The sequence below is a fragment of the Mucilaginibacter lappiensis genome, from assembly GCF_050433765.1.
GTDB lineage: Bacteria > Bacteroidota > Bacteroidia > Sphingobacteriales > Sphingobacteriaceae > Mucilaginibacter > Mucilaginibacter lappiensis_A.
This window is the reverse complement of sequence record NZ_JBNPWP010000002.1, coordinates 176,249-199,283: the sequence shown is the minus strand read 5'-3', so window position 1 is coordinate 199,283 and position 23,035 is coordinate 176,249. Positions and strand designations below refer to the sequence as shown.

Annotated in this window: 17 protein-coding genes and 5 tRNA genes; 2 read left to right on the top strand and 20 right to left on the bottom strand. The window is 38.5% G+C overall.

Annotated elements, in window-relative coordinates:
* Nucleotides 1-559 precede the first annotated feature (559 nt).
* Together M2273_RS06295 and cmk are read left to right on the top strand one after the other, a co-directional pair.
* Nucleotides 560-2,353: an ABC transporter ATP-binding protein gene (locus tag M2273_RS06295; protein WP_429394371.1), complete on the top strand. Its 1,794-nt coding sequence runs from the start codon at nucleotides 560-562 to the stop codon at nucleotides 2,351-2,353.
* A gap of 138 nt (nucleotides 2,354-2,491) precedes the next feature.
* The gene (cmk, locus tag M2273_RS06290; protein WP_429394368.1) at nucleotides 2,492-3,166 is read left to right on the top strand and encodes a (d)CMP kinase; all 675 of its coding nucleotides are present in this window, start codon (nucleotides 2,492-2,494) and stop codon (nucleotides 3,164-3,166) included.
* Between the two features lie 220 nt (nucleotides 3,167-3,386).
* Here the strand turns inward: cmk and M2273_RS06285 are convergent, their stop codons facing one another.
* From M2273_RS06285 to rpsU, 20 genes are all read right to left on the bottom strand, one after another.
* Nucleotides 3,387-5,804, bottom strand: a complete 2,418-nt coding sequence (locus tag M2273_RS06285) for a GumC family protein (RefSeq protein ID WP_429394366.1) — start codon at nucleotides 5,802-5,804, stop codon at nucleotides 3,387-3,389.
* Nucleotides 5,805-6,019: 215 nt separating this feature from the next.
* Nucleotides 6,020-6,817, bottom strand: coding sequence for a polysaccharide biosynthesis/export family protein (locus tag M2273_RS06280; RefSeq protein ID WP_429394363.1), 798 nt, complete (start codon nucleotides 6,815-6,817; stop codon nucleotides 6,020-6,022).
* A 153-nt stretch (nucleotides 6,818-6,970) separates the two neighbouring features.
* Nucleotides 6,971-7,282 carry a DUF3467 domain-containing protein gene (locus M2273_RS06275; RefSeq protein WP_429394361.1) on the bottom strand — a complete coding sequence of 104 codons (312 nt, stop codon included), beginning with the start codon at nucleotides 7,280-7,282 and terminating at the stop codon, nucleotides 6,971-6,973.
* Nucleotides 7,283-7,512: 230 nt separating this feature from the next.
* Nucleotides 7,513-11,799: a DNA-directed RNA polymerase subunit beta' gene (rpoC, locus tag M2273_RS06270; protein WP_429394358.1), complete on the bottom strand. Its 4,287-nt coding sequence runs from the start codon at nucleotides 11,797-11,799 to the stop codon at nucleotides 7,513-7,515.
* A 104-nt stretch (nucleotides 11,800-11,903) separates the two neighbouring features.
* Nucleotides 11,904-15,707, bottom strand: a complete 3,804-nt coding sequence (gene rpoB, locus M2273_RS06265; protein ID WP_429394356.1) for a DNA-directed RNA polymerase subunit beta — start codon at nucleotides 15,705-15,707, stop codon at nucleotides 11,904-11,906.
* Nucleotides 15,708-15,854: 147 nt separating this feature from the next.
* Nucleotides 15,855-16,238: a 50S ribosomal protein L7/L12 gene (gene rplL / locus M2273_RS06260; RefSeq protein WP_094570061.1), complete on the bottom strand. Its 384-nt coding sequence runs from the start codon at nucleotides 16,236-16,238 to the stop codon at nucleotides 15,855-15,857.
* A 63-nt stretch (nucleotides 16,239-16,301) separates the two neighbouring features.
* Complete coding sequence (gene rplJ, locus M2273_RS06255; RefSeq protein WP_429394352.1) at nucleotides 16,302-16,820, bottom strand: 50S ribosomal protein L10; 519 nt, start codon at nucleotides 16,818-16,820, stop codon at nucleotides 16,302-16,304.
* Between the two features lie 2 nt (nucleotides 16,821-16,822).
* Nucleotides 16,823-17,521, bottom strand: a complete 699-nt coding sequence (rplA, locus tag M2273_RS06250; RefSeq protein ID WP_429394349.1) for a 50S ribosomal protein L1 — start codon at nucleotides 17,519-17,521, stop codon at nucleotides 16,823-16,825.
* Between the two features lie 29 nt (nucleotides 17,522-17,550).
* The gene (rplK, locus tag M2273_RS06245; RefSeq protein ID WP_076374896.1) at nucleotides 17,551-17,991 is read right to left on the bottom strand and encodes a 50S ribosomal protein L11; all 441 of its coding nucleotides are present in this window, start codon (nucleotides 17,989-17,991) and stop codon (nucleotides 17,551-17,553) included.
* Between the two features lie 176 nt (nucleotides 17,992-18,167).
* A complete protein-coding gene (nusG, locus tag M2273_RS06240) occupies nucleotides 18,168-18,710 on the bottom strand; it encodes a transcription termination/antitermination protein NusG (protein ID WP_076374894.1) in 543 nt (180 codons plus the stop codon).
* 14 nt (nucleotides 18,711-18,724) lie between these two features.
* Nucleotides 18,725-18,919 carry a preprotein translocase subunit SecE gene (gene secE, locus M2273_RS06235; protein ID WP_183568302.1) on the bottom strand — a complete coding sequence of 65 codons (195 nt, stop codon included), beginning with the start codon at nucleotides 18,917-18,919 and terminating at the stop codon, nucleotides 18,725-18,727.
* 18 nt (nucleotides 18,920-18,937) lie between these two features.
* A tRNA-Trp gene (locus M2273_RS06230) sits at nucleotides 18,938-19,008 on the bottom strand.
* Between the two features lie 75 nt (nucleotides 19,009-19,083).
* The gene (gene tuf, locus M2273_RS06225) at nucleotides 19,084-20,271 is read right to left on the bottom strand and encodes an elongation factor Tu (protein WP_429394345.1); all 1,188 of its coding nucleotides are present in this window, start codon (nucleotides 20,269-20,271) and stop codon (nucleotides 19,084-19,086) included.
* A gap of 72 nt (nucleotides 20,272-20,343) precedes the next feature.
* Nucleotides 20,344-20,415: transfer RNA gene (locus M2273_RS06220), tRNA-Thr, on the bottom strand.
* Between the two features lie 114 nt (nucleotides 20,416-20,529).
* Nucleotides 20,530-20,602: transfer RNA gene (locus tag M2273_RS06215), tRNA-Gly, on the bottom strand.
* Between the two features lie 80 nt (nucleotides 20,603-20,682).
* Nucleotides 20,683-20,763 (bottom strand) — tRNA-Tyr (locus tag M2273_RS06210).
* 65 nt (nucleotides 20,764-20,828) lie between these two features.
* Nucleotides 20,829-20,901: transfer RNA gene (locus M2273_RS06205), tRNA-Thr, on the bottom strand.
* 242 nt (nucleotides 20,902-21,143) lie between these two features.
* On the bottom strand, nucleotides 21,144-21,491 hold the full coding sequence (locus tag M2273_RS06200) for an HPF/RaiA family ribosome-associated protein (protein ID WP_429394343.1): 348 nt from the start codon (nucleotides 21,489-21,491) through the stop codon (nucleotides 21,144-21,146).
* Between the two features lie 14 nt (nucleotides 21,492-21,505).
* On the bottom strand, nucleotides 21,506-22,417 hold the full coding sequence (locus M2273_RS06195) for a tyrosine-type recombinase/integrase (RefSeq protein WP_429394340.1): 912 nt from the start codon (nucleotides 22,415-22,417) through the stop codon (nucleotides 21,506-21,508).
* 84 nt (nucleotides 22,418-22,501) lie between these two features.
* Entirely contained in the window at nucleotides 22,502-22,693 is a 192-nt protein-coding gene (rpsU, locus tag M2273_RS06190) for a 30S ribosomal protein S21 (protein WP_343114695.1), read from the bottom strand.
* Between the last annotated feature and the right edge of the window lie 342 nt (nucleotides 22,694-23,035).

Sequence of the window (23,035 nt, the reverse complement as noted above, 5' to 3'; positions counted from 1 at the left end):
TTAAACAATTTAATAAAACATTGATATAATTTAATAGTTTTAGCGTAGAGCTACTTAATTAAAACAAAATGGGTTGTATTATCTTTAAGATACTGTTAAGCCTGGATTTTTAAAATGTAAGGGATGCAAATGCCATCAATATTACCAGCCTCTTAATCAAACAAAGAATAATAAAATTGTTTAAAAGTTTAACTGCCTGCCTGCATAAATAATTCTTAAAAAAGCGAACAGTATCATAAATATAGCACACAATGAATGGGTAATCCTGACTTTACTTTTTTAATTATTTATTCATTAAACGCATCAATTAACAAATAGTTAATCCAATAAATGCTATATTTGTTTTTTTTAGGGCATATATTTGTTAAATATTAAACAATATAGCAAATTGATTGAAATTTTAAAAAAAAGACTACCTTTAAGGGATTTATTAAATATGTCTGCCACAGATAATTGCCATATATGTACGTCAACCTATTTTGTCATAGGACCGGCAATGCTTTTATTCAATTCTTTATATAGTGCTTCTAAATCTATTCTTATAAAAAACTGATTTTAAATGAAAACTGATTTTAAACATAATTTTGGAGGGTATTTTTTCTTTTACTACCGGGTACTGGGCTTAAAATTACTATTTGACATTTTTTTAAGTGTTGCAGTAAGTTTCTTGGATGGTTTTAGTTTGGCCATGTTCATTCCGTTAATACAGTCAATGGATAGTACGGGCCATTTAGAGAACAATAAATCAATGGGGAAACTTCATTTTTTTACTGACTCGTTTAACTATTTGTCAATACCATTAAACATTTATACCGTATTAGTAGCTTTAGCAGTGTTATTTGCTATAAAGGGAGCCGTTAAGTTTGGTCAATTAGTTTCTCAAACTAATCTGAAGCAGGTTTTTATGAAAAAGGCTCGTTATGAGCTTACCAATGGCTTACAGCAGTTAAGTTATGAAAGCTTTTTAAAATTAGATGCCGGAAAAGTACATAATATAGTTACTACGGAGGTTTCGAAATTGCTCACCGCCATAACACAATATTTACTATCAATAAGTGGTGTTGCTATGTTAATTACCTACGTGGCAATGGCTTTTTTAGCCAACTGGCAATTCGCATTTCTTGTTGTTGTCGGATCGGCGCTTTCCAATCTGCTATTCCGTAAGATATTTCAAATGGTAAAAAAGGCCTCAATCAGTATATCTAACAAAGGAAATGTTTTTAACTCCTATTTGATTGAGGCTATACACTACTTTAAGTATTTAAAAGCTACCAACAACTTCAGAGGTTTTTCTAAAAAAATAAAACTTTTAATTGACGAAACTGAAAGCCTGAACAAAAAAATTGGTTATCTGCAAGCCGTAACTACCAGTATAAGGGAACCCTTGGTAATGGTAATTGTAATTATTGTTATCATAGTTCAAATTAAATGGATGGGCGGCGGCCTTGGTTCCATCATTCTCAGCTTACTTTTATTTTACAGAGGTTTATCCTTCTTAATGATGTTCCAGGCTTCGTGGCAAAGCTTTATGCAAAATGTTGGCGCTATTGACCTTGTGTTCCATTTAACCAATGAGATGCATCAAAATAAGGAAGTACAAAGTGATGTTGAGCTTCATGGTTTTAAAGAGGGTATTGTTACGCAGGACCTGAGCTTTAATTTTGGAGATAATAAGGTTTTACAGAACCTCAACATTGTTATTGAGAAAAACAAAACTATTGCCCTTGTAGGCGAAAGCGGCTCAGGTAAAACCACACTTGCAAATGTTATTACAGCCTTACTTAAGCCCGCTTCAGGTAATTTGCTCATAGATGGCGTACCTATATCAAATTACAATCTTGATAGTTACAGAAACCGCATAGGTTATATATCGCAGGAAGCAGTTATTTTTAGAGATGACATCTATAACAACATCACCTTTTGGGCTGAGCCTACTGAGGAAAATATGAAACGTTTCTGGAATGTTATTGAAATGGCTTCATTAACCAATTTCTTAGATAGCCTGCCAGAAAAAGAGAAAACAAGTTTAGGCGACAATGGCATGTTAATATCCGGCGGACAAAAACAAAGGATATCCATTGCAAGGGAGTTGTTCAAGGCTACTGATATTTTGATTTTAGATGAGGCTACCTCGGCTCTTGATTCTGAAACTGAATTGTTTATACAGCAAAATATAGAAAAGCTACATGGTACTTACACCATGGTTATTATTGCTCACAGATTGTCAACCATCAGAAATGTTGACAATATTTATATGCTTGACCGCGGTAAGGTTACAGCAAGCGGCACTTTTGATGAAATGTTGGAAAGATCGCCCCGATTTAGCCGGATGGTTGAATTGCAGAAAATTTAAGGTAAAAAAGTTGATGGCATATTCCAAAGTAAAACTAACTGTACAGGAATATGCCATTTTTACATTTAACAGATTCAATTTAAAATCTCGGGTAAATCGCAGTCAGCGCTTATTATTTAAGTTTTAGGTAGCATTTTTATGAGTAACAATATTGTAGTAGCCATTGATGGTTATTCATCGTGCGGTAAAAGCACGCTGGCCAAAGCCTTAGCTAAAAAACTTCATTTTATTTATGTGGATAGCGGTGCCATGTACCGGGCTGTTGCGCTGTATTTTTTACGCAACAACATTGATGTGCATAACCATGAGCAAATTACCCAGGCTTTAAAAAACATCCACCTTAACTTTCACTCCCGCGATTACCAGACCCACATTACCCTGAACGATGAGGAAGTATCTGAAGAGATCCGCCTGATGCCCGTATCAGAAAAAGTAAGCGAAGTGGCTGCCATACATGAGGTGCGCAGGGAGATGGTGAAACAGCAGCAGCGCATGGGCCATTCCAAAAACATTGTGATGGATGGGCGCGATATTGGCACTACGGTATTCCCCCATGCTACCGTTAAAATATTCATGACCGCCGATCCAAAAGTACGGGCCGAAAGACGTTTTAAGGAAATTACCGGCAAAAACCCCGAGATCACTTTAGAGGATGTATTTGAGAACCTGGCCCATCGCGATTACCAGGACACCACCCGCGAGGAAAGCCCTCTTGTAAGAGCCGATGATGCCATTATATTAGATAATACAAACCTCACTCCCACTGAGCAATTAGAGTTTGCCCTGGATAAGGTTAGGCCCTTTGTTCTGTAAGTTTTTCTTGGCGACAGGATAGGTAAAAGAAAAAGTCCTCATAAACGTAAAGCTTTCCATCCGCTTTAAAGTTCCTTTTACTCTTTCTGTACCACTCACCGTAAAGCTTCAAGGTTGGGATAGCTTTTATTTGATGATAAACAAAAAGGCGAAAGGTTAAAAAGCATTAACTAAAATACTTTTTAACCTTTCGCCTTTATCTCTATTGTTTGTCTATTTATTATGCTTTTTTAAAGACACGTTGAAACCTTTTCTTCAACGAGCCTTTACCTTTCTCATCCTCTGCATGGTAACCGTATCCATAGCCATAACCATATCCGTAGCCATAACCGTATCCGTAACCATTACTTATAGCGATATCGTTTATTACAATACCTAACTTATTCATTCGCTTATTCCTGTAAATATCTTCAGGAATATTCAATTGTTTAATAAAGGTAAATTTATGACGTACCACATAAATGGTAAGATCGGCAAAGTCACTTAAAACCTGTGCATCAGAAACCATACCAATAGGCGGAGCATCCATAATGATGTAATCAAATCTTTCCTTAAGTTCTTTCATCAAATTGGTCATCCTTACATTCAGAATGGTTTCAATTGGGTTAGGAGGAATTGGACCTGAACTTATTACAAACAGGTTTTCGCTGAGGTATGATGGAGTAATAATATCATCTGGCTTAACCACATTCGAAATTATGTAATTGGTAATACCTGTACTATTTGGTAAACCCATTTTTGACGAAAGTGTAGGTTTACGTAAGTCCATTTCCATTACCAAAACCTTTTTGCCCGATAAGGCCAGTGCCACAGCAAGATTGATAGATGTAAATGACTTACCCTCGCCAGACATGCTGGATGTTACCAGGATAACATGATTCTTTGCCTCGCCAGGAAGTAAAAAGCTCAGATTTGTTCTTAACGCCCTAAACTGTTCAGATACCCCACTCCTCGAATCTTTGGTAACAACAATATTCAATCCGTCCTGGTTGTGGCTTATTTCGCCAATAACCGGAACTTGTGTATGCTTATTTATATCTTCCTTCCTTTGTATCTTATCATTTAAAACATCCATTATATAAATCCTGACCATAGGAATTAAAATGGAAATAACGAATGCTAACCCTAATACATAAATTCTTTTAGGGAAATAAGGTACATAGTCTGATTTTGCAGGCTGAATTATCCTTGTATTTGAAATATTAGAAGTTTTTGATATTGCGGTTTCCTCACGTTTTTGCAACAGGAACAAATACAATTGTTGTTTTATCTGTTGCTGTCTTGACAGGTCTAAATAAACTCTTTCCTGCGCCGGAACTTTTTGAATCTGTTCCTGCAGTCTCCCTGTATTCCCCTTTAAGCTGGCTTTACTTATTTGTAGTGATTTTCTGACATTTAAAAGATTTGCCAACATGTCTTGTCTTATTCCAACAAGTTGTTGATTTATACTTTTCACGAAAGGGTTATCTTCTGTGGCCGTCAAAAGCTGCCTTTCCCGCTCAATCAACAAAGTATTATAACGTTGAATCAACGCGGTAAATACAGGATCCTGCGGTAGTATAGATGATGGAACAACCCTATTGTCTTTTGATCCGTCTTTCAGATAATCTTCAAGTGCATCAAGAATGCTCAACTGGTTTTCAATTGTTGCCAGTTGTTCCGTATAAGCACCGGTATTGGTCACCAATAACTCAGCCTGTTTCGGAATATCAGCCAACTTACTATCCTGTTTAAAACGTTGAATATTTCCTTCAATTTTATCCAGATCCTGGGTTACTATAATTAAGCGGTTATCAATAAACGTAATTGTGCTGTCAGCAATTTTATTTTTGTCCTCGATATTTTGACGTTCATACTCTTGAAGAAACCGGGTAAGTATATCCTCGCCCATCTGAGGGATTGGATATTGTAAGTTAAGATCAATTGTTGTTGCTGGTTTAACCCCGGGTGTAGCTAAAAAATTTGCAAGAAAAACAGCCACCTGTTTATCAATAGATGATATATCCAGTGAATATTTACCATTCATTGGCAGCTCAGGGTTGCGCTCCAGTTTAATTACCCCAACACCTTCAACCATAAAAGCCTTACCGTATGTAATTTGCTTTTGAACATCTTTCCCACTCAATTTCTCAGTATAAGCAACACTAACTGTATTGTTGTTTACAGGAACTATATCAAAAATAGTTTCAGAAATAGAATCTACCGGATGAACCAACTCCGCTTTAAAAGGAGCCTTATAAAGCTGCACCTGTTTAAGCCCGTTTGCTACATAATAAGTGATATTCAAATTCATGTCCTGCACTACAGTTCGTACTAAATAATTAGTAGTTAATATAGAAACTTGATTATCAACATTATCCGGAGCATTCAACAATCCACTCAAATCGCCCAGGGCGCTTGCAGCTCCGGCCGGGCTTGATGGCTTATCATTATCAACCAACATCATAGCACTGATGTTGTACATTGGGGTAGCAAATTTAAGATAAACAACCGCCAATAAAAGGCAAACAAATATGCTTATTACAAATACCCACCAACTTTGTATTATCTTACCAATAAAAACCTTTAAATCAAAGCTCTCTTCTTCAGCGTCATTCAATTGATTTGGCGAATATCTGCTATCGTTGTTATTATACATAAGTATCGGATGCTTTATTAAGTAACTTCTAAGTTGTTTATATCGTAACTACTTTAATAAATTTTTGTATATGGGTCATTCCTATTTAATTAACGTTAGATAAGAACTAAAATCTATTAAAATGATTTTCAGTTATTATAAACATGCTTTTTATCCCTTTATTATTTCGCAATAATTTCAAGCATTAAACATGTTATATGGATTTATTCAAATTGCTATAATCTGGAAAGGGCAACAGCAAGTGAAGAAATTGCTGTTAAGATTAAAGCAATATATGTTCTTGTAGGAGCATTTAAAGCTGCCGACTTTGATTTATCAGGCTCTACATAGATCACATCGTTCTGTTTTAAATAATAGTAATCACTTTTAAATATGTTAGAAGATGTTAGGTTAAGCCTGGCAATATTCTTATTCCCGTCAACCTGCCTGATCAGCATTATATTATCCCGTTTACCATAAATTGTAAGGTCGCCGGCTAAGCCAAGCACATCAAAAATACTTACCCTTTCGTTAGGTAATGTATAGGTGTTGGGCTTATTAACTTCACCAAGAACAGTAACTTTAAAATTGGCAAAACGAACCTGAACTGATGGATCTTTATAAAAAACTGAAGCTCTTTTTTGTACCACATCACGGGCCTGGAAGGTAGTGTATCCTGATAATTTTACTTTTCCGATCAATGGAAAAGAAACCTCGCCATTTTTATCAACCAAATAACCTGTTATAAGTGCAGTACCTCCCTGAGAACCGCTGCCAACTACGGGCATTGCCTCGCCCTGATTAGCGGTGGAGGTGTTAGTTGGATCTATTGTTTGAATGGTTATAGAAAGTATATCATCGGCTGATATAACCGGCTCAACATACTGGGCTGTTACTCTCTCAACCATCTTGGCCGAATCAGGTATATCCCCCAGATACTTAACATTTTTTACACTACCACATGAAAACAAAGTTGATATGAGAACTATAGCTAAAAAATAGGTACTAAGCTTGGAAAAAGAGATTTTCTTCATGAAATGTTTTAAAACTAATTAATTATTATGTATAACAAAAATACACTACAGGATTTAAATCAGTTGCAAGTTTACAATTTTTATTTACACTATTTAAACAATTATGTAAATAATTGCATTATTTAATAAAAATTTAATAAAAATTGTAAAAAATTAGGCCTGTCCCATTGTACCGCCAAAGTTCATTGGAAACCCTGAAGGATCCTGTTGAATTTTAATACGGCCGTTTATTGTCTCAAATTTTTCCAAATTATCTTCCAATGCCGATAGCAAACGCTTGGCATGTTCTGGCGTTAAAATAATCCGTGATTTTACCTTTGCTTTTGGTACACCAGGCATAACCCTAATAAAATCAAGTACAAATTCTGAACTTGAATGGGTAATTATTGCCAAATTCGAATAAATGCCTTCCGCAATCTCTTCGGAAAGCTCAATATTCAGTTGATTTTCGTTTTGTTCTTCCATCGTACTAAAATAATAAAGCCATTCATTTGCCGAAAGACTTTTCAATAATAATAAATATTGTTCGGCCTTTACCTTTTATTATCATCCTCACCGTATAAATGCTTTACTGCAAACAGCGAAACTCTTAAACCCCGCTTATCTTATTTTGTTTTGATTTTTTTACTTTTTATCATAAAACCAAAAAGCCCCCCGGTAAACCGGGGGGCTTTGCTAAATATTTATAGCTAAAATTACGCTTCTACTTCTTCAGCTTTTGAAGCCATTAAGCGGTCAAATTCCTCTTGTGAGCCTACACGGATATTTTCGTATTCGCGTAAACCTGTACCTGAAGGAATCAGGTGACCAACAATAACGTTTTCTTTCAAGCCAAGCATTAAGTCTTTCTTACCTGCAATTGCAGCTTCATTCAGTACTTTGGTCGTTTCCTGGAATGATGCAGCCGAGATAAACGATTTGGTACCTAATGATGCTCTGGTGATACCTTGCAGTATCGGGCTTGAAGTTGCCGCAATAGCATCACGTACTTCAACCAATTGCAGATCTTTACGTTTCAGGATAGAGTTTTCATCACGCAACCTTCTTAATGATACAATTTGACCGGCTTTTAACGAAGTTGAATCACCTGGCTCAACAACAACCTTTTTATCAAATATCTCATCATTCTCGGTCATGAAATCCCAGCTGTCAACAGCTTCGCGCTCAAGGAAACGGGTATCACCTGCATCTTCAATAGCTACTTTCTGCATCATCTGGTGAACTATCACCTCAAAGTGTTTATCATTGATCTTCACACCTTGTAAACGGTAAACTTCTTGTATACCATTTACCAGGTATTCCTGTACTGCAGCCGGGCCTTTAATAGCCAGGATATCAGCAGGGGATATAGAACCATCAGACAATGGCATACCAGCCTTCACAAAGTCGTTATCCTGTACAAGGATGTGTTTTGACAATGGAACAAGGTATTTCTTGATCTGACCATCTTTTGATTCGATAGTCATTTCGCGGTTACCACGTTTAACGCCGCCTAAGGTTACCACACCATCAATTTCGGTTACTACAGCCGGGTTTGATGGGTTACGTGCTTCAAACAACTCCGTTACACGTGGCAAACCACCCGTGATATCCCGGGTTTTACCAGTTGAACGAGGAATTTTAGCAATAACCTGTCCGGTTTGTAGTTTTTCGCCTTCTTCAACGGCAATGTGTGCCCCTACCGGGATGTTGTATCCTTTAATTACATTACCTTTTGTATCGGTAATTTGAATAACAGGGTTTTTAGTTTTATCCCTGGTATCAATAATTACTTTTTCGCGGTGACCAGTTTGCTCGTCAGATTCTTCACGGAAAGTGATACCTTCTAATACGGCTTCAAACTGGGTTAAACCTGCAAATTCAGATATGATAACGGCATTGTATGGATCCCATGAACAAATACGGTCGCCTTTGGTTATTTTGGTACCATCTTTTACATACAGGTATGAACCGTATGGAATGTTGTTGGTAACAATAACTTTATTACTTCCTTCTTCGGTAATGCGGAACTCACCTGAACGGCCTAATACCACATCTACTTTACCCTCTTCGGTAGTGTATTCAACCGTACGAACGTTCTCAAATTCAATGATACCATCAAACCTTGCATTGATCTGTGATTCAGCAGCAATGTTTGAGGCGGTACCACCCACGTGGAATGTACGTAATGTTAACTGTGTACCCGGCTCACCGATAGACTGTGCAGCAATTACACCTACAGCCTCGCCTTTTTGAACGCGTTTACCGCTGGCAAGGTTACGGCCATAACATAATGCACACACACCACGCTTGCTTTCGCATGTTAATACCGAACGTATTTCAACACCTTCAAGCGGAGAGTTTTCTATTTTCTTGGCAACCTCTTCTGTAATGTCCTGACCTGCCTGAGCCAACAATTCGTTGGTAATAGGGTCATGTACATCATGTAAAGTAGTACGACCTAAAATACGGTCATATAATGGCTCAACAATGTCCTCGTTATCCTTTAGCGCTGTTGTGTAGATACCTCTTAAAGTACCGCAATCAACCTCACCAACAATCATATCCTGGGCAACGTCATGCAACCTACGGGTTAAGTAACCAGCATCAGCTGTTTTCAACGCCGTATCCGCCAAACCTTTACGGGCACCGTGGGTGGAGATAAAGTATTCCAATACTGACAAACCTTCTTTAAAGTTTGAAAGGATCGGGTTTTCAATGATCTCGCCACCTGAACCTGATTTTTGAGGCTTAGCCATCAAACCACGCATACCTGCAAGCTGACGGATCTGCTCTTTAGAACCACGTGCACCTGAATCAAGCATCATGTACACTGAGTTAAAGCCTTGATTATCTGTCGACAGGATCTCCATCACATTCGCGGTTAAGCGGTTGTTGATACGGGTCCAGATATCGATGATCTGGTTGTAACGCTCGTTATTGGTAATGAAACCCATGTTGTAGTTACCCATTACCTCTTCAACTTGTTTAGAAGCTTGTTCGATAAGTGCAACTTTTTCAGCAGGGATATTAATATCCTTCAGGTTAAATGATAAACCACCCTGGAATGCCATTTTGAAACCTAATTCCTTAATATCATCAAGGAACTGGGCCGCACGTGCCATACCGGTAATTTTCACTACCTCACCAATAATATCACGCAGTGACTTCTTGGTTAGCAATTCGTTAATATAACCTACTTCAACCGGAACGTGCTGGTTAAACAATACACGACCAACAGTGGTATCAATGATTTTGCTTACAATGCTACCATCTTTGTCTTTAGTAAAAGCTTTAACTTTTATAAAGGCATGCAGGTCAATCTTCCGCTCGTTATAAGCAATAATTACTTCTTCTGCAGAGTAAAAAGTTAAACCCTGGCCTTTTACAACACGTCCTTCATCTGTTTTACGGCCTTTGGTTATGTAGTACAAACCAAGTACCATGTCCTGAGATGGAACTGTAATAGGTGTTCCGTTTGCAGGGTTAAGGATGTTGTGCGATGCAAGCATTAATATTTGGGCTTCCAAAATTGCCGCGTTACCAAGTGGTACGTGAACAGCCATCTGGTCACCGTCAAAATCCGCGTTGAAGGCGGTACAGGTTAACGGGTGCAACTGGATAGCTTTACCTTCAACCAATTTTGGCTGGAACGACTGGATACCCAACCTGTGCAGCGTAGGTGCACGGTTTAGTAATACAGGGTGTCCCTTTAATACGTTTTCCAGAATGTCCCAAACTAATGGGTCTTTACGGTCAACAATTTTTTTGGCAGATTTTACTGTTTTAACCACACCACGCTCAATCATTTTGCGGATGATAAATGGTTTAAACAGCTCGGCAGCCATATCTTTTGGTAAACCGCACTCGTGTAATTTAAGGTTAGGACCTACAACAATTACCGAACGGGCAGAGTAATCCACACGTTTACCTAATAAGTTTTGACGGAAACGGCCTTGTTTACCTTTCAGGATATCTGAAAGTGATTTCAATGCACGGTTACCTTCGGTTTTAACAGCGTTTACTTTACGCGAGTTGTCAAATAACGAATCTACAGCTTCCTGTAACATACGTTTTTCGTTACGTAAAATAACTTCCGGTGCTTTGATCTCGATCAAACGTTTTAAACGGTTGTTACGGATAATTACACGACGGTAAAGGTCATTTAAATCTGAAGTAGCGAAACGACCACCTTCCAAAGGCACTAACGGACGCAGCTCAGGCGGGATAACCGGAACGATCTTAACGATCATCCACTCAGGGTTATTTTCAATCCTGGTTTTTGCATCACGGAAAGCCTCAACAACCTGTAAACGTTTTAAAGCTTCGTTTTTACGTTGTTGTGAAGTTTCGTTTGCTGCCTGGTGACGTAAGTTATATGATAACTCGTCAAGATTAAGGCGTTTTAATAGTTCCTCTAAAGCCTCAGCACCCATTTTGGCCACAAATTTTTGTGGATCCTTATCATCAAGGTACTGGTTTTCTTTAGGCAGGGTATCTAATACGTCAAGGTATTCTTCTTCAGTAAGGAAATCCATTTTCTGGATACCATCCGCTTCTTTAATACCCGGTTGTATAACAACATAACGTTCGTAGTATATGATCAGGTCTAACCTTTTTGTAGGTAAACCTAATAAGTATCCAATTTTATTTGGTAACGAACGGAAATACCAGATATGCGCAACAGGAACTACAAGGTTAATGTGGCCCATACGCTCACGACGTACTTTCTTTTCGGTTACTTCAACACCGCAACGGTCGCAAACAATACCTTTATAACGGATACGCTTGTATTTACCGCAATGGCACTCATAATCTTTAACCGGACCAAAAATACGCTCGCAGAATAAACCATCGCGCTCAGGTTTATAGGTCCTGTAGTTGATGGTTTCTGGTTTTAAAACCTCACCGCTTGAACGCTCAAGGATGGACTCAGGAGAGGCCAGGCTGATTGTAATTGTGGTGAAATTACTTTTGATTTTATTATCCTTTTTGTAAGACATAGTCTCCTTGTTTTTTAAAGTTGAGGTGAAAGGTAAAAGGTGAAAGGCAAAAGGCTTCGACGTTGTGTCCTAAACCTTTCACCTTTAACCTTTAAGCTTTAACCTTATTCCAATGTGATATCTAAACCTAAACCTCTTAATTCATGAACCAATACGTTGAATGATTCAGGAACTGATGGTGTTGGCAGGTTTTCACCTTTAACAATAGCCTCGTAAGTTTTAGCACGGCCGATAACATCATCCGATTTAACGGTTAATATTTCCTGCAGTATGTTTGATGCACCGAATGCTTCGAGTGCCCAAACCTCCATCTCACCAAAACGCTGACCACCAAACTGGGCTTTACCACCCAATGGCTGTTGTGTAATTAATGAGTATGGCCCTATTGAACGCGCGTGCATCTTATCATCAACCATGTGACCCAGTTTCAGCATGTATATGATACCTACTGTAGTTTGTTGGTCAAAACGATCACCTGTTAAGCCATTGTATAAATAGGTACGGCCTGATTCTGGTAAGTTTGCCTTTTTAACCCACTCTTCCACTTCTTCATGGCTTGCACCATCAAAAATCGGAGTTGCAAATTTAATACCAAGCTCTTTACCTGCCCAACCTAATACGGTTTCATAGATCTGCCCTAAGTTCATACGTGAAGGTACACCCAGCGGGTTCAACACAATATCAACCGGTGTTCCGTCTTCAAGGAAAGGCATGTCTTCGTCACGTACAATACGTGCAACAATACCTTTATTACCGTGACGACCGGCCATTTTGTCACCCACTTTAAGCTTACGCTTTTTAGCGATGTAAACTTTAGCCATTTGAACTATACCTGATGGCAGCTCATCACCCACACTGATAGCAAATTTATCACGACGATAAGCACCCAGTTCCTCATTAACTTTAATGTTGTAATTATGAAGTAAGGTTTTTATCTGATCGTTCTTATCATCATCAGTTGTCCATTTAGTTGGGTTAATATTTTCATAATTAAGCTCAACTAATATTTTCTGAGTGAATTTTACACCTTTTGGTACATGAAGCTCTTTGTAAACGTTGTAAACACCTTGTGATGTTTTACCGTTTACGATCTCAAATAACTTTTCGATCAAAGTATTTTTAAGATCTTTTACTGCTTTATCATGTTTGTTATCAAGTTTCTCTAACTGTGCTTTTTCCTCAGCTTTTGAAGTTTTCTTAGCACGGCTAAATAACTTAGTATCAATAACCACACCAGCAATTGATGGCGGAGTTTTCAGGGATGCATCTTTAACATCACCTGCTTTATCACCAAATATGGCACGTAACAGTTTTTCTTCCGGTGAAGGATCAGACTCACCTTTTGGAGTGATCTTACCTATCAGGATATCGCCTTCCTTAACCTCGGCACCAACACGGATAATTCCGTCTTCGTCAAGGTCTTTGGTAGCTTCTTCTGATACGTTAGGGATATCTGGTGTCAATTCCTCTTCACCACGTTTGGTATCACGTACTTCCAGTTCAAACTCTTCAACGTGAAGAGAAGTGAAAATATCCTGTGATACTACACGCTCAGATATTACAATCGCATCCTCAAAGTTGTAACCTTGCCAAGGCATGAATGCCACTTTAAGGTTACGGCCTAATGCAAGTTCACCAGCCTGTGTGGCATAACCTTCACAAAGCACTTCGCCTTTTGATACCCTTTGGCCTTTTCTAACAATTGGCTTAAGGTTCATGGTGGTACTTTGGTTGGTTTTCTTGAACTTAGTTAAACGGTAGCTTTTTGAATCGCCATCAAATGATATCAGGCGGTCAAGTTCGTTACGGTCATATTTAATACGGATCTCGTTTGCATCAACATATTCAACCACACCATCGCCTTCTGCATTGATCAGTGTACGTGAATCTTTTGCAACACGGCCTTCCAGTCCGGTTCCAACAATTGGCGCTTCAGGGCGTAACAAAGGTACAGCCTGGCGTTGCATGTTTGATCCCATCAATGCACGGTTAGCATCATCATGTTCCAGGAACGGAATTAATGAAGCTGCGATCGAGGTGATCTGGTTTGGAGCAATATCCATCAAATCAAGTCTTTCAGGCTCAATGATCGGGAAGTCACCCTCAAAACGTGCTTTTACACGTGGAAGAGCAAATACACCGTTATCATCATAATGCGCGTTGGCCTGGCCAATAGTTTTACCGTCTTCATCTTCTGCAGACAGGTAAATAACCGGCTCCTGAACCTGTACTTTACCTTCAACCACACGTTTGTACGGCGTTTCGATAAAGCCTAAGTTGTTGATCTTGGCGTGTACGCAAAGTGATGAAATCAAACCAATGTTTGGTCCCTCAGGAGTTTCAATAGTACACAACCTACCGTAGTGAGTGTAATGTACGTCACGAACCTCGAAACCTGCACGCTCACGCGACAGACCACCGGGCCCTAAGGCTGACAGACGACGCTTGTGCGTGATCTCTGCCAGTGGATTGGTTTGGTCCATGAACTGTGACAACTGGTTTGTTCCGAAGAACGAGTTGATCACAGATGATAATGTACGCGCGTTGATCAAGTCGGTTGGGGTAAACACCTCGTTGTCACGGATGTTCATACGCTCACGTATAGTACGTGCCATACGAGCCAAACCAACACCAAACTGAGCATATAACTGCTCACCCACTGTACGAACACGACGGTTTGACAAGTGATCAATATCATCCACCTCAGCTTTAGAGTTGATCAGTTTGATCAGGTACTTAACAATGGCAATGATATCCTGCTTGGTTAATACCTTTGTTTCATCAGAGGTATTCAATTTCAACTTACGGTTGATGCGGTAACGGCCCACATCGCCCAGGTCATATCTTTTATCAGAGAAGAACAAACGATCAATGATACCACGAGCTGTTTCTTCATCAGGTGGTTCAGCGTTACGTAATTGACGGTAGATATGCTCAACCGCTTCTTTCTCTGAGTTGGAAGTATCTTTTTGTAAGGTATTATATATAATAGTATAATCACCACTGGTTGAAGCATCTTCTTTGTTAAGAATGATAGTTTTAACACCAGCATCAATGATCATATCAATATGGTCATCTTCCAGTACGGTTTCACGCTCAAGAATGATCTCATTACGGTCGATAGAAACAACTTCACCTGTATCTTCATCCACAAAATCTTCAACCCATTTTTTGAGCACCCTTGCAGCAAGCTTACGGCCTATGAATTTCTTCAAGCCTGATTTGCTTACTTTTACTTCGTCGGCCAGTTCAAACAACTCTAATATATCTTTATCAGAGTCATAACCAATGGCACGAAGCAGTGTAGTAACCGGGAATTTCTTTTTACGGTCAATGTAAGCATACATCACGTTGTTAACGTCAGTTGCAAACTCAATCCATGAACCTTTGAAAGGTATAACACGGGCCGAATATAATTTTGTACCGTTGGTGTGGCGGCTTTGACCAAAGAACACACCTGGTGAACGGTGTAACTGCGATACAATTACACGCTCGGCACCGTTAATAACAAAAGTACCTTTAGGGGTCATGTAAGGGATAGTTCCCAGGTACACGTCCTGTACAATTGTTTCAAAATCTTCGTGCTCCTCATCATTACATGACAGGCGAAGCTTGGCTTTTAAAGGTACACTGTAAGTTAATCCGCGCTCAATACACTCTTGTATATCATAACGTGGCGGATCAATAAAGTAGTCAAGAAACTCTAAAACAAAGATGTTTCTTGAATCTGATATAGGAAAATTTTCGGCAAACACTTTAAACAAACCTTCTTTATAACGGTTGTCTGAGGTGGTTTCCAATTGAAAAAATTCCTGGAAAGATTGCAACTGAACATCCAGAAAATCAGGGTAATCAAGTACCTTTCTACTGGTTGCAAAGTTTACTCTTTGATTATTTTTGTTTGCCAAGGTATTATAATTTTAGTTTATTAATAAACTTATACTTGTTTGATTAAAGTTTTTCCTGAACTTCAAACAAAAATGGGGGTAATATAAACAGCAATAGACCCCGACCAAAATAGGTCGGAGTCTCATGCTATATTTTAGTAGGTTAAATTATTTAACCTCAACTACTGCTCCGGCTTCTTCTAATTGTTTTTTCAGAGATTCGGCTTCTTCTTTAGTAACACCAGTTTTTACTTCTTTAGGTGCACCATCAACTAAGTCTTTAGCTTCTTTCAAACCAAGACCGGTTAAGTCTTTAACTAATTTAACAACTGCTAATTTAGCGCCACCTGCTTCTTTCAGGATAACGTCAAATGCTGTTTGTTCTGCAGCAGCAGCAGGGGCATCATCGCCACCAGCAGGAGCAGCAGCAACAGCAACAGCTGCAGCAGCAGGCTCAATACCATACTCATCTTTTAAGATCTGAGCTAATTCGTTTACTTCTTTTACTGTTAAGTTTACCAACTGTTCAGCAAACGCTTTTAAATCCGCCATTTTATTTAAATTTTACTTTTAATGCTTTTTGTTTTTTAATATCGAACTTTAATAAGGTGTTCGTTAACCTCTTTCCTGTAATGTTTTCACAACACCTGCGATGATAGTTCCGCCTGATTGCAGTGCAGAAATAACGTTTTTTGCAGGTGATTGCAGTAATCCAATTATCTCTCCAATCAGTTGTTCCTTTGATTTTAGTTTGATCAAAGTATCGATCTGATTATCACCGATAAATATCGCTGAATCAATGTATGCTGCTTTTAAAACTGGTTTGTCACCTTGTTTCCTTAATTGTTTGATCAGTTTTGCCGGAGCAGTTGCTGATTTTGAGAAAAGGATGGATGATGAACCTTTTAATACATCATATATTGGAGTGTAATCACCGCCCGCAGCTTCCATAGCTTTTTTAATCAAGCTATTTTTCGCTACCTTCATCGTAATGTCGCTTTCGAAACATTTACGACGGATGTTATTGATCTTTGCAACCGATAGATCAGAAGTATCAGTAATATAAAAATTACCGTATTCTTTCATCTGTTCAGTAAGGGCAAGAACAAGGTCGTGTTTTTCTTCTTTATTCATGATTAAATCCCCGCTACTGTTTTAGTTTCAATTGCAATTCCAGGCGACATGGTTGAAGAGATATGAATACTCTTGAAATATGTTCCTTTTGCTGCAGATGGTTTTAATTTTGAGATAGTTTGCAATACTTCTAATGCATTCTCATAAATTTTATCTGCAGGGAAAGATGCTTTTCCTATTGAGGTATGGATGATACCTGTTTTATCAACCTTGAAGTCGATTTTACCACCTTTTACCTCAGTTACAGCTTTTCCAACTTCTGGAGTTACTGTTCCTGATTTAGGGTTTGGCATAAGGTTACGTGGGCCCAATATACGACCTAAACGACCTACCTTAGCCATAACACTTGGCATAGTGATGATAATATCAACATCAGTCCATCCGCCTTCAATCTTGGCAATATAATCATCCAAACCTACGTAATCCGCACCTGCGTCTTTTGCTTCTTGTTCCTTATCAGGAGTACAAAGCACCAGTACACGTACAGTTTTACCGGTTCCATGAGGTAATGTTGCAATACCACGCACCATTTGATTGGCTTTACGCGGGTCAACACCTAAACGAACGTCTATATCAACAGATGAGTCAAACTTGGTAAGGGTTAATTCCTTTACTAAAGCTGACGCAGCTTCTAATGAATACGATTTGTTTGCCTCAATTTTGGAGAGTGCCACTTTCTGATTTTTTGTTAATCTAGCCACTGTCTTAAACTGATTTTAATATAAATTAATTAATTCCAGGGAGCCGTACCTGATACGGTTATTCCCATACTACGGGCAGTACCTGCCACCATTTTCATGGCTGATTCAACTGTGAATGCGTTAAGATCCACCATTTTATCTTTAGCAATAGTTTCAACCTGTTCCCAATTTACATTAGCAACTTTTTTACGGTTGGGCTCTGCTGAACCACTTTTTAAACCTGTTGCTTCCAATAACTGGATTGCAACCGGAGGGGTTTTAATGATAAAATCGAAAGATTTATCAACGTAAACAGTAATCAAAACAGGCAACACTTTACCAGGTTTATCCTGGGTACGTGCATTAAACTGCTTGCAAAACTCCATTATGTTCACCCCTTTTGCACCTAATGCAGGTCCAATTGGCGGTGATGGGTTTGCAGCGCCGCCTTTTACCTGCAGCTTTACCATCGCACCGATTTCTTTTGCCATTTTAATTTACTTTAATTATAACTCAATGTTAGTAAGTGGAAGCTAAGTAACATTTAAGATTGTTTTGATTTCGGATTTGGGATTTTCCATTTCGAATTTATCCCCTTGCTCTTCTATCTTATATTTTAAATTCAACAATTCCGAAATCGAAAATCCGACATCCGAAATTTTGAAAACTATTCTTTCTCTACCTGCATGTAATTCAATTCAAGCGGCGTACGACGCCCAAATATCTTTACCATTACTTTTAATTTCTTTTTCTCTTCGTTTACCTCTTCTATTACACCGCTAAAGCCGTTGAATGGACCATCCATTACTTTCACGTTCTCGCCTATATAATAAGGTACGTTCATTGTTTCGCCCTGCGCGCTCATTTCATCAACCTTACCTAAAATACGGTTCACTTCGGCCTGGCGTAATGGAATAGCATTTCCGGCTTTATCGCCTAAAAATCCTATCACACTATTTATATTTTTTATAATGTGCTCAGTTTCGCCATCAAGTACGGCTTCCATTAACACATAACCCGGGAAATAGTTACGCTCTTTAGCTATCTTTTTCCCATCGCGCATCTGGTAGTACTTTTCTGTAGGTATTAATACCTGTGGTACTAAATGCGTAATGCCCAAACGACTAATTTCGGCATCTATGTATTGTTTTACCTTCTTTTCTTTACCACTGATGGCCCTCACTACATACCATTTCAATTGATCACTCATCTCTATCTTCAGTATTATGTTAGTGAACTATAAAATATTTTAAGCAAATAAGCTATAATTTGGTCCATACCTAAAATAACCATCGCTATAATAATTGCGGCAACAAGTACCAATACAGCACTGCTTTGCAATTCGCGCCAGGTTGGCCAAGTTACTTTTTGAGTTAACTCGATGTATGATTCTTTAATATATTCGCTTACGTTAGCCATTTTTATTGCTTGCTTATGCACGGGAACAAGGATTCGAACCCTGATCAAAGGTTTTGGAGACCTCTATTCTACCGTTGAACTATTCCCGTGTATATTTATAATAAGAAAACATAAGTTTGCTTTTTACAGTCAAACTTATGTTTCCAATTAACCTTTTTGAAATTTTATTTCAAAATTTCAGTTACCTGGCCAGCACCTACTGTTCTGCCACCTTCACGGATAGCGAAACGTAAGCCTTTTTCCATAGCGATAGCGTTGATCAATTTTACAGTGATGGTAACGTTATCACCTGGCATAACCATTTCTACACCTTCGGCTAATGAAATTTCACCAGTTACGTCAGTTGTACGGAAATAGAATTGCGGGCGGTATTTGTTGAAGAATGGAGTATGACGGCCACCTTCTGCTTTTGATAATACGTAAACTTCAGCTTTGAAGTCAGTGTGTGGAGTTACTGAACCTGGTTTGCAAATAACCATACCACGACGGATATCAGTTTTTTCAATACCACGTAACAATAAACCTACGTTGTCACCAGCTTCACCTCTGTCAAGGATCTTACGGAACATCTCAACACCAGTTACAGTTGATTTCAAGTTTTCAGCACCCATTCCCAGGATGTCAACTTGCTCACCTGAGTTGATTACACCACGCTCAATACGACCGGTAGCAACAGTACCACGACCAGTGATTGAGAATACGTCTTCAACAGGCATTAAGAAAGGAAGATCAGTTAAACGCGGAGGGATAGGGATCTGAGTATCTACAGCATCCATAAGCTCCATAATTTTTTCAACCCATTTTGGATCGTTGTTCAAACCACCAAGGGCAGAACCTTGAATTACAGCGATATCGTCTCCAGGATATTCGTAGAATGATAATAATTCACGGATTTCCATTTCAACTAACTCTAATAATTCTGGATCATCAACCATGTCAACTTTGTTCATGAACACAACTAATGAAGGCACACCTACCTGGCGGGCTAACAAAATGTGCTCACGAGTTTGAGGCATCGGACCGTCAGTAGCAGCAACAACGATGATAGCACCGTCCATTTGAGCAGCACCTGTAACCATGTTTTTCACATAATCCGCGTGACCTGGACAGTCAACGTGTGCATAGTGACGGTTAGCAGTTGAATACTCAACGTGAGCTGTATTAATAGTAATACCACGCTCTTTTTCTTCAGGAGCAGAGTCGATTGAATCGAATGAACGAGCTTCTGAGAAACCTTTATCAGCCAATACTTTAGTAATAGCTGCGGTAAGGGTTGTTTTACCGTGGTCAACGTGACCGATTGTACCGATGTTTAAGTGCGGTTTACTGCGGTCAAACTTTTCTTTTGCCATGATTATATTTAATTATTTGTAGGTTAATTTTATACTTAAAAATGTATTCTGTTTTATTCTTTTATTCTATTGAGCCAACAATGGGATTTGAACCCATGACCTCTTCCTTACCAAGGAAGTGCTCTACCCCTGAGCTACGTCGGCTTATTTTTTGATTTCGGGTTTCGGATGTTTGATTTCTGATTTATTGAAAGCAAACACTCGTAATCCAATTTCTCAAATCCGAAATCGAAATTTCGAAATCCGATATTCCTTTTGAGCGGAAGACGAGGTTCGAACTCGCGACCTATAGCTTGGAAGGCTATCGCTCTACCAACTGAGCTACTTCCGCTTTTTTTAAATTCCAAAAACTAAACTCTAAACTCTAAAACAAATTTTAGAATTTAGAATTTAGTATCCTGGATTTCCCAGTGGGGGGAGAAGGATTCGAACCTTCGTAGCCGAAGCAACGGATTTACAGTCCGTCCCATTTGACCGCTCTGGTATCCCCCCAGTTGTTAATTTCGGATTTCCGATGTTCAAAGTTGAAGCTAAACACCATAATCCGAAAAAAACAGAGCCTCCTATCGGGATCGAACCAATGACCTACTGATTACAAGTCAGTCGCTCTACCAGCTGAGCTAAGGAGGCTTATATTTATTTTGCTTTTCTCAATTTTTGAACCTTTATATGTTTCAAAAATTAGAGCGGCAAAACTAATAAGCTTTTTTATATTTTAAAGAACAATCTTCACAAAAATTTGCTGCGGTCAGCACCTCTCTGAAAGGGATTGCAAATCTACAAAAAATTAAACCTGTACAAAATTTTTTATCAAAAAAAATCGACGGGCTTTAAACCCGTCGATTTTTACCTAAAAAAGGCCTTTTTTATGCTTATAAACCTTCTTCTGCCATTATCAATACAGCCTTTTTGGCTGCGGCATCAGCAATAGTTTTCTTTTGTTTATGCTTTTCGATCTGCTTACGCAAGCTTTCAATCGTTAAATCAGTTGCTTCTTCAAAAGTTTTGCACTGCTCCTTCGCAAAAATCTGATTTCCGGGCAGTAACAATTTTATTTCCGTTATCTTGTTTGCCTCATGTTCCACATTCTCAAGCTTTAAGTAAACCTCGCCACTAATTATCTGGTCATAAAAAGTATCGAGCTTATCAGCCTTTTTTTGAATAAAATCTAATAATTTCCTGTCTGCGGTAAAATGAATTGATTGCACTGTAATTTTCATGTTTCCTCCTTAAATTACGCCTTTGGATGGGCTTGTTTGTAAATAGACTTTAATCTTTCAACTGAATTGTGTGTATAAATTTGGGTGGCACTTAAGTTGGCGTGGCCCAAAAGTTCTTTGATCGAATTTAAATCGGCCCCATTGTTTAACAAGCTTGTTGCAAACGTATGCCTCAGCACGTGAGGGCTTCTTTTATTTTGGGTTGATATGTTGGAGAGGTATTTCTGCACTATTAAATATATTAATCTTGGGTAAGCATCGGCTCCTTTAGTTGTAACGATTAATGCTTGCGAATTGTTATGAAAATTTTGATTTTTCTTTAATTCTATGTAATCACCCAGTAATATGCGCAGCTCCGTATTTATAGGGATTATACGCTCCTTGTTGCGTTTTCCTAAAACCTTCAGGGTGCCTTCATAATCATTAATATCCTGATCCTTAAGGCCCAGCAGCTCTGCCAGGCGCATACCGGTCCCAAACAGCATTTCAACAACCAGCTTATCGCGCCGGCCGGCAAAATCATCTGTAAATACTTCATTATCATCAAGCATTTGGGTAAGGCGGGCACTCTCAACCACAACAGGCAGGTTTTTGGGAATTTTTTGCGAACGGATTTTGGACGACGGATTTTCGGTAATTAAACCCTCCTGCAATAAAAACTTAAAATACTTGCGCAGGGTTGCCATTTTACGGTTTACAGAACGGGCTGTAAGCTTCTGGCTTATTAACTCAACCATCCAGTTACGGATGTCGTGGTAGCTTATTTGGTTGGGATGTGTTATAACCGGTTCGGGAACAGCGCTGGCCATACCAGGGTTATTAAGGAAGCGCATGAACTGATCCAGGTCTGATTCATAGGCAGATACGGTGTGGGGAGAGTATCGCTTTTCGAATTTAATGTATTGGATAAAACGCTCTAAAAACATAAAAACTATTTGAACATCCAGACATTGAATGTACAAATAGTTTTAATATAATGTTAAGAAATTTGAAAAAATCTTTTACAAGATTTAAACAGTTTCTATATTCATATTTTGCTTGTAGATGGCATGTTTAACAACATGACGACGAGTTACAGATTTTTTTTCGAATGCCTGACGACTGCGAAGCTCTCTTAATACACCTGTTTTCTCAAATTTCTTTTTGAAGCGTTTCAATGCTTTATCTAATGATTCGCCTTCTTTTACGTTAATGATGATCATAATTTCCTAAATACCTCCTTTCAAGGAGGGTCAAAGGTAAGCACAAATATTTGAAAATCAAATAGGATTTGGAATTTTTGTTGATCAGGTTTGTAATTAATCTAATATTCAAAAAAAGAAAAGGTTGTCCAGTACCAACTTCGGGAAGACTTAAAGGGTTTAACAAAATTTTTACTTTAAATTAGTAAGCAAAACCTTATCAAATTTACACATCAATTTACATTCAAGGCTTCTCTTGCGGAATAAACCGGTAAATAAAATAGCTATGAATAAAAGTCTTTATCATTTTGGGATCTTTTTTTTAGGATTACTTGTTGCTTGCAGCATATTTCAAAGCATAGG

Bases quoted from the DNA above. Each gene is read 5' to 3' on its own strand.
- M2273_RS06295 (WP_429394371.1), top strand. From the start codon at position 560: ATGAAAACTGATTTTAAACATAATTTTGGAGGGTATTTTTTCTTTTAC.
- cmk (WP_429394368.1), top strand. From the start codon at position 2,492: ATGAGTAACAATATTGTAGTAGCCATTGATGGTTATTCATCGTGCGGT.
- M2273_RS06285 (WP_429394366.1), bottom strand. From the start codon at position 5,804: ATGTATAATAACAACGATAGCAGATATTCGCCAAATCAATTGAATGAC.
- M2273_RS06280 (WP_429394363.1), bottom strand. From the start codon at position 6,817: ATGAAGAAAATCTCTTTTTCCAAGCTTAGTACCTATTTTTTAGCTATA.
- M2273_RS06275 (WP_429394361.1), bottom strand. From the start codon at position 7,282: ATGGAAGAACAAAACGAAAATCAACTGAATATTGAGCTTTCCGAAGAG.
- rpoC (WP_429394358.1), bottom strand. From the start codon at position 11,799: ATGTCTTACAAAAAGGATAATAAAATCAAAAGTAATTTCACCACAATT.
- rplL (WP_094570061.1), bottom strand. From the start codon at position 16,238: ATGGCGGATTTAAAAGCGTTTGCTGAACAGTTGGTAAACTTAACAGTA.
- rplJ (WP_429394352.1), bottom strand. From the start codon at position 16,820: ATGAATAAAGAAGAAAAACACGACCTTGTTCTTGCCCTTACTGAACAG.
- rplK (WP_076374896.1), bottom strand. From the start codon at position 17,991: ATGGCAAAAGAAATCGGTGCGATGGTAAAGCTGCAGGTAAAAGGCGGC.
- nusG (WP_076374894.1), bottom strand. From the start codon at position 18,710: ATGAGTGATCAATTGAAATGGTATGTAGTGAGGGCCATCAGTGGTAAA.
- secE (WP_183568302.1), bottom strand. From the start codon at position 18,919: ATGGCTAACGTAAGCGAATATATTAAAGAATCATACATCGAGTTAACT.
- tuf (WP_429394345.1), bottom strand. From the start codon at position 20,271: ATGGCAAAAGAAAAGTTTGACCGCAGTAAACCGCACTTAAACATCGGT.
- M2273_RS06200 (WP_429394343.1), bottom strand. From the start codon at position 21,491: ATGAAAATTACAGTGCAATCAATTCATTTTACCGCAGACAGGAAATTA.
- M2273_RS06195 (WP_429394340.1), bottom strand. From the start codon at position 22,417: ATGTTTTTAGAGCGTTTTATCCAATACATTAAATTCGAAAAGCGATAC.
- rpsU (WP_343114695.1), bottom strand. From the start codon at position 22,693: ATGATCATCATTAACGTAAAAGAAGGCGAATCATTAGATAAAGCATTG.